At 48.3% G+C, this 13,501-nt stretch carries 10 protein-coding genes; 7 read left to right on the forward strand and 3 right to left on the reverse strand.

What is annotated here, in order from left to right:
• The first annotated feature begins 31 nt into the window (after positions 1–31).
• The 4 genes from J9B83_RS09800 (at position 32) to J9B83_RS09815 (ending at position 3,655) form a co-directional block, all read left to right on the forward strand.
• Entirely contained in the window at positions 32–715 is a 684-nt protein-coding gene (locus J9B83_RS09800) for a response regulator transcription factor (protein ID WP_211536580.1), read from the forward strand.
• Positions 678–2,156, forward strand: coding sequence for a sensor histidine kinase (locus tag J9B83_RS09805; protein ID WP_211536581.1), 1,479 nt, complete (start codon positions 678–680; stop codon positions 2,154–2,156). The genes J9B83_RS09800 and J9B83_RS09805 overlap by 38 nt, the downstream gene beginning before the upstream one ends.
• Complete coding sequence (locus J9B83_RS09810) at positions 2,156–3,217, forward strand: ABC transporter substrate-binding protein (RefSeq protein WP_211536582.1); 1,062 nt, start codon at positions 2,156–2,158, stop codon at positions 3,215–3,217. Before J9B83_RS09805 ends, J9B83_RS09810 begins: the two co-directional genes overlap by 1 nt.
• A gap of 96 nt (positions 3,218–3,313) precedes the next feature.
• Positions 3,314–3,655 (forward strand): carboxymuconolactone decarboxylase family protein, encoded by a 342-nt coding sequence (locus J9B83_RS09815; RefSeq protein WP_211536583.1) that lies wholly within the window; start codon positions 3,314–3,316, stop codon positions 3,653–3,655.
• 105 nt (positions 3,656–3,760) lie between these two features.
• Here J9B83_RS09815 and J9B83_RS09820 read toward each other — a convergent pair whose 3' ends face one another.
• Entirely contained in the window at positions 3,761–5,230 is a 1,470-nt protein-coding gene (locus tag J9B83_RS09820; RefSeq protein ID WP_211536584.1) for a RimK family protein, read from the reverse strand.
• A 285-nt stretch (positions 5,231–5,515) separates the two neighbouring features.
• Here J9B83_RS09820 and J9B83_RS09825 point away from each other — a divergent pair, with 285 nt between their 5' ends.
• Both J9B83_RS09825 and J9B83_RS09830 read left to right on the forward strand, forming a co-directional pair.
• Positions 5,516–6,694 carry a GNAT family N-acetyltransferase/peptidase C39 family protein gene (locus tag J9B83_RS09825; RefSeq protein ID WP_211536585.1) on the forward strand — a complete coding sequence of 393 codons (1,179 nt, stop codon included), beginning with the start codon at positions 5,516–5,518 and terminating at the stop codon, positions 6,692–6,694.
• A gap of 103 nt (positions 6,695–6,797) precedes the next feature.
• Complete coding sequence (locus J9B83_RS09830) at positions 6,798–7,856, forward strand: threonine aldolase family protein (RefSeq protein WP_211536586.1); 1,059 nt, start codon at positions 6,798–6,800, stop codon at positions 7,854–7,856.
• A gap of 95 nt (positions 7,857–7,951) precedes the next feature.
• Here J9B83_RS09830 and J9B83_RS09835 read toward each other — a convergent pair whose 3' ends face one another.
• Together J9B83_RS09835 and J9B83_RS09840 are read right to left on the reverse strand one after the other, a co-directional pair.
• Positions 7,952–8,803 carry a universal stress protein gene (locus J9B83_RS09835; RefSeq protein ID WP_211536587.1) on the reverse strand — a complete coding sequence of 284 codons (852 nt, stop codon included), beginning with the start codon at positions 8,801–8,803 and terminating at the stop codon, positions 7,952–7,954.
• A 29-nt stretch (positions 8,804–8,832) separates the two neighbouring features.
• Complete coding sequence (locus J9B83_RS09840) at positions 8,833–10,323, reverse strand: SulP family inorganic anion transporter (protein WP_211536588.1); 1,491 nt, start codon at positions 10,321–10,323, stop codon at positions 8,833–8,835.
• A 425-nt stretch (positions 10,324–10,748) separates the two neighbouring features.
• Here J9B83_RS09840 and J9B83_RS09845 point away from each other — a divergent pair.
• Positions 10,749–13,501 (forward strand): retention module-containing protein (locus J9B83_RS09845; protein WP_211536589.1); only part of this gene is annotated, 2,753 nt, incomplete at its 3' end.

Here is a 13,501-nt window from a genome sequence, read left to right on the forward strand (position 1 = left end):
ATTCAAAAATAATAATAGATGGCGAAGCAGTATGCGTATTTTAGTGGTAGAAGACACTCAAGTATTGGGTCAAGCAATTTGCGACCGATTGACCAGTTTAGGGCATGGTGTTGATTTAATGGGTGACGGCCAACGTGCCGATGATCTATTAAAATACCAAGCGTTTGACTTGATTCTACTGGATTTGAACCTGCCCAGTTTGTCAGGCTTGCAGCTGCTGCAAAAGTTACGACAACGGGACGACGATACGCCGGTATTGATTTTGACCGCTCGAGATCAAATAGAAGACCGCATTCGACTGCTCGACGAAGGCGCCGACGATTATCTTACCAAGCCTTTTGACTTTGGCGAGTTAGAAGCCCGTTGTCGTGCCTTGTTGCGCCGCAAACAAGGTTACGCGTCGAACGTCACGGAACATGGCAATATTTTGGTTAATCGCGACAGTCGACAAGTGTTTGTCGAGGGCGAGCTGGTTGGGGTGACCAATCGCGAGTTTCGCTTGCTGGAAATCTTCCTTGGGCATTTGGGGCGTGTGCTCAGTAAAGATGAAATCACCGATCATTTGTTTAATTTTAACGAAACTCCAGGGCCGAATGCCATTGAGTTGTACGTTGGTCGTTTACGCAAAAAAATGATTGAGGGGGATTTGGTCATCAGCACCTTAAGAGGCATTGGGTATGTGGCAGAAATCGCCAAACCATCAAAGCCTCAGTGAAGAAGAGGAAAGCAAGGCGCTAAAAAAAGCCCCTTCTTTACGGTTTCGCTTTATTCTTGCTGGTGTGTTGGTGATCGGTATTATTGCCAGTTTGGCGATTAATTTAATTTTCGATTACAGTCAAAAACTGGCCGATTTATCTTACGACCGTCTGTTGCGCAGTGCTTTACTGCAAATGGACGAAAATGTTGGCTTGATTCGTAATGAAGTCAGTATCGACATTCCTTGGTCAGCCTTTGCCACCTTGGCACAAGCCGAAGAAGACCGCGTGTTCTATAAAGTAGAAAGCCTAGAGCAGGGCTTTATTACCGGCTATCAAGATTTAAACAGCTTTCCACCAAACCCTCCGGTGCTCGACCAAATTCAGTTTTACGATCAGATGTTTTCGGGTGAAATGGTGCGCTTTGCTTGGGTGCAGCGCTACATTACTGACCCAGAAACCGCGCAAACCGTACGAATCATCTTGGGTCAAACACGCTTATCCCGAGAAGAAATGGCCGCTGCCGTGACACAAAAAGCCGTTGAAGTAGTGGTATTGATTGCGCTGGTGGCGATTACCTTGATCATCATTGGTAGTCATTTGGTGTTGCGGCCTTTGCATCGTATTGAGCGCGCTTTAGAAGAGCGAGTGATGGGCGATCTCACTCCAATCGACATCAATACACCGAAAGAAACGCACCATTTAAAAGTCGCCATCAACCACTTTATGGCTCGTTTGCAAGCCAACCTAGAGCAACTGGAAAACTACACCGCCGACGCGGCGCATCAATTGCGTACGCCTTTAGCCAGTTTGCGAGCTCTGGCGGAAAACGCTCGCGATATAGGGTATTCCAACAGTGCGTCACCTGAAAAGCAGCATCAGGCGTTAGAAAGTATTGTCCAACAGTGCGACACCTTGAGTCAGACAGTCACGCTGCTGTTGAATCAGGCGGTGGTGTCGCATCGGTTGCAAACTCATCGCCTAGAACTGATGGATTTGCTGGTGCCGATCACGGCCTCTTGTCGAGAGCAAGCGCTTACCGCCTTGCGTCAAGGGGTGCATTTGTCGTTGGAATGCGAGCTAAAAGAAAGCTTAATATTAGGAGACAGTTTCTCGATTCAACAGATGATGCAAAATCTGATTGAAAACGCCGTTCGATACAGTCAGCAAGACCAAGACGCACCGGCTGAAGTGATTGTGCAGGTGATGGAATTTGATCTTTTTTATCGGATTAAGGTGATTGATTACGGCGAGGGCATTCCTGAGTCGGAAAAAGAACGGGTGTTTGAGCGCTTTTACCGTGGGCGCTACGATGTTGCAGGCACGGGTGTTGGCTTGTCTATGGTACGGGACATTGTGAACCATCATTCTGCGCGAGTTAACATTCTTAATACCGAACCAAAAGGCACCACGTTTCAGGTGGACTTTGCTAAGCATCGATTTGATGGAGACAACCAATAATGCGCCTTTTTCACATCTTGTTGCTTATGGTCATTCTTCAGGTTGGTCGTGCTTGGTCAGCGGAGCCGGTCTGGTTTGGCGATAAAAACAATACGCGTATGCTGTACATTAACTCGGCGCTTGACTTAGCGTCGTTTGAACCTATCTTGACGGTGTTTGTGGCCCTGTACCCAGACATCAAGGTAGCGTATCGAGACGTCAACACATTGGATTTGTATTACCAAACCATTGAAGAGCACAAGCAGCCTGAAGCCAGCTTGGTGATCAGCAGTGCGATGGATCTGCACTTAAAACTGGTTAACGATGGCTACGCTCAAACGTACCAATCTAATTTTACTGAGCGCCTATCGGCGGATTTTAAATGGCGCGATCAGTTGTTTGCTTTTTCGCTAGAACCCATTGTCATGCTGGTAAACAAAGCCGCTTTTCCGGGAGACATACCAGAAGATCGCCAATCATTATTGCAAACTATTCGACAAAATGAACAAGCGATGACAAAACGCATCGGCACTTACGATATTCGTCAAAGTGGCGTGGGATATCTGTTGGCCAGTCAAGATGCACGTCAAGCCGACGTGACTTGGGGGCGCTTGCTGGAAGCTTTTGGCAGCCATAAAGTCCAAACTTATTGTTGCACCCATGAAATTATCGACGATGTGGCATCGGGTGAATTGGCCATTGGCTATAATTTGCTTGGCTCTTATGTGTCGCAACGAGCTCGGGATGATGATCGACTGACGATGATTTTACCGAAGGATTATACCCTGATGCTGATGCGGGCGGCTCTGATTCCTAAGAGTGCCCCAAACCCAACCGACGCGGGGTTGTTTTTGGATTTTTTATTATCGGATAGCGCACAAAAAATGATGCAAACTCAAGGGCTGTTGTTTCCCATTCGCCCCGATGCGAATACACCAAACGACCCTTATGTTGTGAATGCGCCAGGGCCAACGGGGGTGATTGAACTGGATCAGCAACTGTTAGTTGGTCGAGATTACGCCAAGCAAAAGCGTTTTATTCGTAACTGGGAAATGGCATTAGAAATCATCGCAGAGCCTTGATTTTTTGTTGCTCTTTGTCAGTGTTTTTGCGTTTGAGACTTTAATAATTTTTAAAATTCTATATATTAGCGAAAACTAATTATTTGGGGTTTTACAATGAAAAGTTACAAAGAAATCAACAAAGACCAAAACACACTCGGCCGCGAATACCATCAAGCCGCGCCAGACGTATTGGGCAGCTTTATGGCTTTGCACGGCGCAGCCATGGCAGAGGGCGTTTTATCGGTTAAGGTAAAAGAGTTGATCGCACTTGCCATTGGTATTGCGGCACGTTGCGATGGTTGCATTGCCGCTCATGTTAAAGACGCCTTAAAAGCCGGTGCGACACGTGAAGAAGTGGTTGAAACAATTAACGTGGCGGTTGTCATGGGTGGCGGTCCTTCTGTGGTGTATGGCACGCAAGCGTTAGGCGCGGTGGATGAATATCTAGCTGGCTAAGGTCAGTTTAAAGATAGAGTACTATAAAAACACGAATAAAAAAGCGACTTCATGAGTCGCTTTTTTTATGGTTTTCAATCAGATGAATTGGCTTGTTTCGTTGGCTTATAAGTCGCCGCGCTTTTGCTGCATACGACGTAAGAATTCCGACATGATGTGCATGTACAGCTCGTCCCCTAGGTATTTGTCTTCCACACCGCGGTCGATACTAGGGTTGTCGTTTACCTCGATTACGTAACCACGGCCGTTAATTTCTTTCACATCCACCCCGTACAAACCATCACCAATGGGTTTGGTCGCCGCGATGGCCGCTTGCAATACGCGACGCGGTACTTCAAACGTCGGCAAGGTATCAAAACCACCGCTTTCGCTGGCACTGTCGCTGTGTTGGTATATTTGCCAGTGGTCTTTGACCATGTAATAACGGCAGGCGAAAATTGGTTTGTTGTTTAACACACCAATGCGCCAGTCGAATTCGGTGTACAGGTATTCTTGTACCAACAGCAAAGAGGACTTTTTAAACAGTGTAGCCAAGCTGGCGGTGAGTGCCTCGCGGTTTTCTGCCTTAATTACGCCTTTTGAGAAGGCGCCATCGGGAATTTTTACCACCATTGGGTAGCTGATTACCGCTTCTAGGGCGTCTTCTACGTCTTTTTCACCCTTGTGTACAATGCGCGTTTTTGGGCAAGGTACTTTATGGGTGTTGAACAAATCCGCCAAGTATACTTTATTGGTGCAACGCATAATGGACTGAGGATCGTCCATCACCACCAGACCTAAGCCTTCGGCTTTTTTGGCAAAGCGGTAAGTATGGTGGTCAATATTAGTGGTTTCACGAATAAATAAACCATCGTATTCTGGCAAACGCATGATGTCTTTTGGACCGATGGTTTCTACGTGAATGCCCAATTGTTTACCGGCCTGAATGAACTTTTTAATCGCTTGATCATCACTTGGTGGCATGGCTTCTTCTGGGTTGACCAGAATGGCCATGTCAAATTTTGCCGCCCGTTGAGTGCGACCCTTACTCCACACTTTATTACTGAAGGCTTCCAATGATTCAGCAAACAAGGTTTCTTCCGCGTCGTTAAGGCTTTTATGAGAAGTGATTTGTAAATCACTTACTTGCCACGTTTTGCGAAATTTCAACTTCACTTCCAGCACTGGGCAGGCAAAAGCTTCGAACATTTTACGTGCGAATTCCTTCATTTCAGGCTGTGTCGTTTTTCCAAACACACAGTGAAACGTTATCTCAGTCGGCGCATCGGGCGTACCAAGCTTTTGAGCGAGCGCGGGTAAAAGTTGCGCCACTTGCATTTCGTACAAAGCTTTCTTGCTGATGTCGTTTAACACACGCACAGACGGCATAACGTGATGGCCGCGACTTTCTGCCAACAGCGAGCAATAGTATCCATCAGATAAATATTTGCTGCTTTTACACAGGTTGATGATGCGAGTTCGCCCTTGGCTTTTTGTCGCCATGTTCAGATATTGCGTGAAAGTAATGACACGATCGCTTGGCATAAACGCAGACCAATCTTTGGCCTGATCAACAACGATGTAAGTCTGTGACATGTGTTTTGGTGTTCCTTTTAAATAGCGAGTTTTGAGGTTATTTAGCGTGTTTGGTGTATCTCGATTTGTGCGGATAGTGCGCTTGTTTTGGTGATTTAACAATAGTCTAAAAGTAAATATTACGATGTTTTTTTGTTGAAAATTTAGACTATCTTTTACACAAAATTCGCCCTAGAATGCGCAAAATTTTTCATCGTTTTGTTCTTTTTAACCGCGTTGGCGTTTCACGCTCTGGTTCAACAATAAAACGATTCTAGTGACCTTTTGCCCTTTCGAGGCGATACCATGACCAAGCTTATTTCTCCTGTTAATCCTGCTCCTCAATCTTCTCTAGATGCAAGTATTCCAGTCACAAGCGTGCAGTTGGCGGTATTGGACGACCTTAATGGACTGCTGCAACTCGAAAGCCTTGCTTTCACTGGCGATCGCTTGAGTCGTCGCAGTTTTCGTCGCGCCATTAACAGCGCTGGGTCTGCTTTGTTTGTGGCGAAAAGAGGAGATGAATTATTGGGCTACGCCTTGCTTCATCTTCGTCAGGGGACGCGTTTGGCGCGTTTGTACTCGCTGGCGGTGTCGCCGTCTGCGCGTGGGCTGGGTATAGGAAAATTACTGATTCAAGCCTGTGAGAAAAAAGCCCTAAAGCAAGGCAAGATGCTGTTGCGTTTAGAAGTAAGCGATGTGAACCACAGTGCCATTGGTTTGTATCAAAAGCTGGGCTACAAGGAGTTTGGTCATTACGACGCCTATTACGAAGACCAAACCGATGCGATTCGCATGCAAAAGCGTTTGCGCCATGCCGGCGGCGAGCAGACTACACGGCCTATGCCTTGGTTGGCTCAGGGCACGCCCTTTACGTGTGGGCCGGCGTCGTTGCAAATGGTGTTGTCGGCGATGCAGCCCGACTATCAAGCCACGCCCGACGACGAGCTAGAAATCTGGCGCGAAGCCACGACGATTTTTATGACCTCGGGTCACGGTGGCTGTCATCCCATGGGATTGGCATTGGCGGGGCAAAAACGCGGCTTATTAGCCAGTGTTTGGTTGAGTGAAGAAGGGCCCTTGTTTGTTGACAGTGTGCGCAATGAACTGAAAAAAAGTGTGATTACCCGTGTCCACGATGGCTTTGCCAAACAGTGCCATGAGTTACAGGTGCCGGTGCACTATTCGTCGATGCCTTTAGACCAGCTGATTGCTGAATTTGATGGTGGAGCCGTGGCGATTATTTTGATCAGTACCTTTCGTATGGATGGCAAAAAATCCCCTCATTGGGTAGTGATGTCGGGGTATGACGAGCATTGTATTTTGGTACACGACCCAGATTTGGACGACGAAAAACCTTTACCCGATGATCCACCAAGCCCATTAGATTGTCAGTTTGTCCCCATCGCACGAGATGAATTCGAAAAAATGTCGCGCTTTGGTCAGAGTCGTTTACAAGCGACCGTGGTGCTTAAAGCCCATTAAAATACCTTTGGGTTTATGCTATGAAGGCGAGCGTGTTACTGTTCTTTTCATTGGGTGCACAGTTTTGTAAATAGTTTTGTCAAATCGATGGAGGAACAGTCACATGAAGGTTGCGTTTACCAGTGATAACATTGCCGGCGCGTCAGACGCCGTATTTCACGCCATGATGGAAGCCGCACAGGGCGACGCCATGCCTTATGGTCACGACGATGGCACGGCGCAGGTTACCGCCATGCTGGCTGAGTTGTTTGAATGTGATCTTGAGGTGTTTCTGGTGTCCACAGGCACCGCGGCTAATGTACTGAGCATCAGCGCGCTAACGCCGCCGTGGGGCAGTGTCTTGTGTCATCAAGACTGTCACTTATTAAAAGATGAAAGTACGGCGCCAGAATTTTACGCAGGCGGTGCGCGTTTTGTTGGTATTAACGGCGCGGACGCGAAAATTGACCCCGTTGTGTTGAAAAATATCATCGGTCAGAAAAAAGGCGATGTACATTCGTGCCAAGCATCGGCGGTTAGCGTATCGCAGGTGACTGAAATTGGCAGTGTTTACAGCGTGGCGGAGTTACAGGTGATTACCGACATTGCCAAAAGCGCTGGCTTGCCGGTTCACATGGACGGTGCACGATTCGCCAATGCTTTAATCGCTCTTGGTTGTTCTCCCGCTGAGATGACCTGGAAAGCAGGCGTGGATGTGTTGTCGTTTGGAGCCACTAAAAATGGCGTGATGGCCGCTGAAGCCATCGTGGTGTTTAAGTCCTCTTTAGAAGAGAAAGGACTTTCTTTTGAGCGAGTCGTTCAAGAACTGGGTTTTCGTCGCAAACGCGGTGGTCACTTGCATTCAAAAATGCGTCTATTGTCGGCGCAAATGCAAGCCTACCTCACGGACGATTTATGGCGCACAAACGCGACCCACGCCAATACCATGATGGCGATGTTGCAAGATGGGCTGAAAGAGATTCCCGATGTGGTAATAGAAACACCGGCGCAAGCGAACATGCTGTTTTGCCGTATGCCTTTGGCGATGATCGACTACTTGCAAAAAGAAGGCTTTGGTTTTTACACCGGACGCTGGGAAGAAGGCGTGATTCGACTGGTAACGTCCTTTAGAACGCCAAAAGAAGGTGTGCAGGCCTTCATCGACGCTGCTCGACGCTTTTAAGAATGAGCGATTAGGTAAAGACGGGGGAGCGGAACGACATAAAAAGCCCCAGCGACTTTTTACAGTGTCGTTGGGGCTTTAAATTTGCAGTGAAATTAACGCAAGATGAGCAATGGAATATCGCTTTCAATGATCATTTTGCTGGTATTACTGCCGACAAAGAACTGTCGAACTTTGGAATGAGCATAAGCGCCCATCGCCATGAGTTCAATCTTGTGTTCTTTACGATAGTCGGTCAGCACCGGATAGATTTTCCCAGGAATAATCGACGCCATGACTTCAAAACCTTCGTCTTCAAGGCTCTTTTGAGCACTTTCAAGCTTGGCTTGGCGTTCTGCTGTCGCTTCACCGGCCATGACCAGATGGCACGGCAAGCCTTTTAACAGTGGGCTTTGTGCAATGCGTGCGATGGCATTATCAGCGGCTTCGCGGCCATCATAAGCAATCATGAAATTATTCGGTGGTGTAAACGCATCGACGGTAATTAAAATGGGACGATGCAAAGTGCGTGCCGCACGTTCAATGTGCGAACCAACCGTTTGCGCCGACAGAGTATGATTTACCCCAAGGCGACCTAGAATAACCAAGCGTGTTTCTTCTTCTAGGTCAATTAAGTTGTCGACCAAATCACCATGACGCTGCTGAGTATGGATCTGAGTCGCTCCCGCTTTTTGAGCGATGTCATGGGCGTTGTCGAGAATGAGCTTGCCGTATTCCAATGCCAATTTCGCGCGTTTGGCGTCCAGCTCAACCAATTCGTCGAGCAGGTGCTCACGACTCCCTAAGCCAATCGCACCGGATAAATCGTCGTCGGTGCGGATTGCCTCTTTCTCAAGTGAATGTAGCAAGGTCAGCGGCGAGGCCATCTTATTGGCTGCCCATACTGAGGCGTTGGTGACGTATTCAGTTAAAGTCGATCCATCGATACAAGCCATTATATGTGTCATGTCGCACTCCTTATTTTTATGAGAGCGGCCTAGTGGCCGCCCATGACTTTTTCAACTTCTTCAGGGTTGTTATGCACCCCAAATTTGTCGACTACGGTTGCGCTGGCTTCGTTCATGCCGATTAGCTCGACTTCGGCGCCTTCGCGGCGGAATTTGATCACCACTTTGTCTAAAGCCGATACCGCGGTGATGTCCCAAAAGTGAGCCTCGGTCAAATCGATAGTGATCTTATCAGCGGCCTCTTTGAAGTCAAAAGACCCGGTAAACTGATCTGACGACGCAAAAAATACCTGCCCAATGACTTTATATGTGCGATGGCCTTTGTCTTTGCCTTGTTCGTTTTTTACCACCATAAAGCGGCCAATCTTGTTAGCAAAGAACAAAGACGCGAGTAAAACACCCACGAACACGCCGATCGCTAAGTTGTGTGTTGCCACAACAATAGACACCGTGGCTAACATAACAAGGTTAGTCGATAACGGGTGTTTTTTCAGGTTAATAATGGATTCCCAAGAAAAGGTGCCAATGGACACCATGATCATTACCGCCACCAAGGCGGCCATGGGGATTTGCCCAATGAGTTCGTCTAAAAAGACCACCATGATCAATAGCAGCAAGCCGGCGATGAAGGTCGATAAACGGCCGCGACCGCCAGATTTGACGTTAATAACGGATTGACCAATCATGGCACAGCCGGCCATACCGCCTATCAAGCTGGAACCAATGTTGGCGATGCCTTGACCTTTACACTCGCGGTTTTTGTCGCTGGTGGTGTCGGTGAATTCGTCGACAATGGTCGCCGTCATCATGGATTCCAACAAACCTACAACAGCTAGCCCTAGAGAGTAAGGCAGAATGATCATTAGCGTGTCTAAATTGAGCGGCACATCTGGCCACAAGAAAATCGGCAAGGTGTCTGGCAATTCGCCCATGTCGCTCACGGTACGAATGTCTAATCCATAGGTCATGGCGAAAACAGTCAATAACACAATACATACCAGCGGTGAGGGAACGGCTTTGCCGATTACTGGCAGCAAGGGAAAGAGGTAGATAATCCCTAATCCTGCTGCTGTCATCGCGTAAACATGCCAAGTCACATTGGTTAACTCAGGTAATTGTGCCATAAAGATCAGAATGGCCAAGGCGTTGACGAACCCTGTTACCACCGACCGAGACACAAAACGCATCAAGGCACCCAGTTTTAAATAACCGGCAATAATCTGAAACACCCCAGTCAATAAACTGGCGGCTAGAAGGTATTGCAAACCGTGATCTTTCACCAAGGTCACCATTAAAAGTGCCATGGCACCGGTCGCAGCAGAAATCATCCCAGGACGACCGCCTACAAACGAGATAATCACCGCAATGCAAAAAGACGCGTACAAGCCGACTTTTGGATCAACCCCGGCGATGATGGAAAATGCAATGGCTTCCGGGATCAGCGCCAATGCCACAACCGTACCGGCAAGCGAGTCACCTTTAATGTTCGAGAGCCAGTCTCGTTTTATCGAATCGATCATTTTTTACCTTCTGAAATACATAAAAACCAAAGAAAACAGCGGTTGCTGTATTTGGCGCTTAATCGTTAAAACAACATGGAGTGTTGTGCCTTATTTATCATGCTTAGCAGGCAAAAAAGGCAAATAGAAAGAGTCATAGACTCTAAAAAAGACAATAAAACGGCGTTTGTTAAACTTTTAATAGGCCGAGTTATTTAAGTGGCGAAAGTATAGAGATTTGCCCTTTACATGGCAACGATCGAGGTAAATAAGCCCTAGAAACAGCTTTTTATCAAAGCTAAGAGTCTAAAAGAGCGAACAAAAAGGATGTAAAAACGCATGACTGTACCAAGGTACAATAGCCGAGCGCACACCGATGGATTACTGTGGCAGTAATTATACGAATATTCTGACTTTTTAAAGTCTCCTTTATAAGGAAAAACACCATGAGCGACAGTCAAGTACCTTTTGCAACACTCGGCAGCACGATCGGTTTCATCTCTAAGGCAACCGGCCTGGTTATCGTACAATCCATCGACGGACAAGAGCGTGTAGTGAAAATTGGCGATCCAGTTTTCTTTGGTGAAACTGTTGTGACTGGTACAGGGGTATCTGTCACCATCGCCTTTATCGATGGTTCTGATGTGGTGATTGGAGACGACTCCATTGTCGAATTGACTGACGAAATCTACAACACGGGCGATGAAGAAGAGCTGGTTGCCGACTCCACCTCAGAGGTCGATGCCCTTCAAGCCGCTATTTTAGCTGGAGTTGACCCGACGTTAGTTCAAGAAGCACCTGCTGCCGGTGATGCAACGGATGAGCAACAGCGTTTTGATGTAGATGTTGAACGAAATGATGATACCTCTTTACCCACCTTTGGTGTAGATACCCTTAGCGCATTACCTACCTATGGATACGACACGGATAATGGTGATGCAGAAGAAGACGAGGTTATTCAAGAGCAAAGCAGCAACACTACAACCGCTGCGGCAACAATTGCGGCGGTTGCTGGCACCGTAGTGATCGATAGCATTACGGACGATAATGTCATCAATTCAACCGAAGCAAGTGGCACCATCACCGTATCTGGCTCAGCTACCGGCGGCGACATTTCTCAGGGTGATGCCCTTCAATTAGTGGTGAACGGTACCACCTACAACACTACCGTTGAGTCCGATGGAAGTTGGTCAGTTGACGTGGCAGGCAGTGACCTAGCTGCCGATACAAACGCCACAGCAACAGTTACGTCAACTAATGATACTGGTAGTACAGTGACGAGCACTGGCGATACGACATATAGCGTCAATCAGGCGCCAACAACAACTGCAGCGACCGGCAGCGTGACAGAAGATGCGAGCATTACAGGCAGTATCAGTGCAGAAGATGTGGATCTGCCAGCAGGAGCGAGCTTGACGTTTAGTACCACGTCCACTGCAGCTGGTTTGACTTTTAACAGTGATGGCAGTTACGTGTTCGAAGCGTCGTCTTACGATGGTCTAGAGTTGAATGAAATACAAACCATCGTAATTCCAGTTACCGTAACGGATGATCAAGATGCAATCGCTGAAACTACCTTAACAATTACAGTGACAGGCACGAACGACGCGGCGACGATCAGTGGTGACACCAGCGCATCCGGTTCAGAAACCGATGTAGCGTTGAGCTTAGGCGGCACCTTGACGGCAACGGATGTGGACAACACAGACAACGCGTTTACCACACAAACCACCGTTGGCACCAACGGCACGTTCACTATTGCTGAAAATGGCGACTGGACGTTCGTGGCGAACAGTGCGTTCAACGAATTAAACGTTGGCGACAGCAAAGTTGAAAGCTTCAACGTGACGTCAGTGGATGGCACACCTAGCACGGTGATCATCACGATCAATGGCACTAACGATGCTGCGACGGTCAGCAGTGCGAGTGTGGCTCTGACAGAAACCGACAGTGTGTTGAGCACCGGCGGTACGTTAACGGCAACGGATGTGGACAACGTCGACAACAGCTTTACTGCGTCAAACACAACGGGCACATACGGTAAGTTTGCGATTGGCACCGACGGTGCATGGACATTCACCGCCAACAGTACGTTTGATGAATTGAACGTCAACGACAGCTACACAGAAACCTTCAACGTCACCAGCGTAGACGGTACAGCGAGTACGGTCACCATCACGATCAAGGGCACGAACGACGCGGCGACGATCAGTGGTGACACCAGCGCATCCGGTTCAGAAACCGATGCGGCCTTGACGCTAGGCGGCACCTTGACCGCGACGGACGTGGACAATACAAACAACGCGTTTAACGCGAATGAAATTGAAGGCGCCAACGGCACGTTTACCATCGCAGAAAATGGCGACTGGACGTTTGTGGCGAACAGTACATTCAACGAACTGAATGTAGGCGACAGCAAAGTCGAAAGTTTCAACGTGACGTCAGTGGATGGCACGGTACAAGCAGTGACTGTGACCATCAACGGCACGAACGACGCGGCCAGCATCAGTGGTGAAACAAGTGCATCGGGTTCAGAATCCGATGTAGCGTTGAGCTTAGGTGGCACCTTGACCGCGACGGACGTGGACAATACAGACAACGCGTTTACCGCGAATGAAGTCGAAGGCGCCAACGGCACGTTCACCATCGCTGAAAATGGCGACTGGACGTTTGTGGCGAACAGCGCGTTCAACGAATTAAACGTTGGCGACAGCAAAGCCGAAAGCTTCAACGTGACGTCAGTAGACGGAACAGAGCAATTGGTTACCGTGACGATCAATGGCACCAACGATGCGGCCAGCATCAGTGGTGACGCAAGTGTCGTGGCAGATGAGACGAATGTGGCGTTGAGCCTAAGCGGCACCTTGACCGCGACAGATGTGGACAACGCAGACAACACCTTCACAGCGGATACCATCGTTGGCACCAACGGCACGTTTACCATTTCAGAAAATGGCGAATGGACGTTCGAGGCGAACAGTGCGTTCAACGAATTAAACGTTGGCGACAGCAAAGTTGAAAGCTTCAACGTGACGTCAGTGGATGGCACGGTACAAGCAGTGACCGTGACCATCAACGGCACGAACGATGCGGTGATCATCAGTGGTGACACCAGCGCATCCGGTTCAGAAACCGACGAAGCCTTAACGCTCAGCGGCGCTTTGACCGCGACGGACGTGGACAATACAGACAACGCGTT

This window comes from Marinomonas vulgaris (assembly GCF_018145875.1).
GTDB classification, from domain to species: Bacteria; Pseudomonadota; Gammaproteobacteria; order Pseudomonadales; family Marinomonadaceae; genus Marinomonas; species Marinomonas vulgaris.

Excerpts from the sequence above, each read along its gene's own strand:
- J9B83_RS09830 (WP_211536586.1), top strand. The coding sequence starts at position 6,798 with ATGAAGGTTGCGTTTACCAGTGATAACATTGCCGGCGCGTCAGACGCC.
- J9B83_RS09800 (WP_211536580.1), top strand. The coding sequence starts at position 32 with ATGCGTATTTTAGTGGTAGAAGACACTCAAGTATTGGGTCAAGCAATT.
- J9B83_RS09840 (WP_211536588.1), bottom strand. The coding sequence starts at position 10,323 with ATGATCGATTCGATAAAACGAGACTGGCTCTCGAACATTAAAGGTGAC.
- J9B83_RS09835 (WP_211536587.1), bottom strand. The coding sequence starts at position 8,803 with ATGACACATATAATGGCTTGTATCGATGGATCGACTTTAACTGAATAC.
- J9B83_RS09810 (WP_211536582.1), top strand. The coding sequence starts at position 2,156 with ATGCGCCTTTTTCACATCTTGTTGCTTATGGTCATTCTTCAGGTTGGT.
- J9B83_RS09815 (WP_211536583.1), top strand. The coding sequence starts at position 3,314 with ATGAAAAGTTACAAAGAAATCAACAAAGACCAAAACACACTCGGCCGC.
- J9B83_RS09805 (WP_211536581.1), top strand. The coding sequence starts at position 678 with ATGTGGCAGAAATCGCCAAACCATCAAAGCCTCAGTGAAGAAGAGGAA.
- J9B83_RS09825 (WP_211536585.1), top strand. The coding sequence starts at position 5,516 with ATGACCAAGCTTATTTCTCCTGTTAATCCTGCTCCTCAATCTTCTCTA.
- J9B83_RS09820 (WP_211536584.1), bottom strand. The coding sequence starts at position 5,230 with ATGTCACAGACTTACATCGTTGTTGATCAGGCCAAAGATTGGTCTGCG.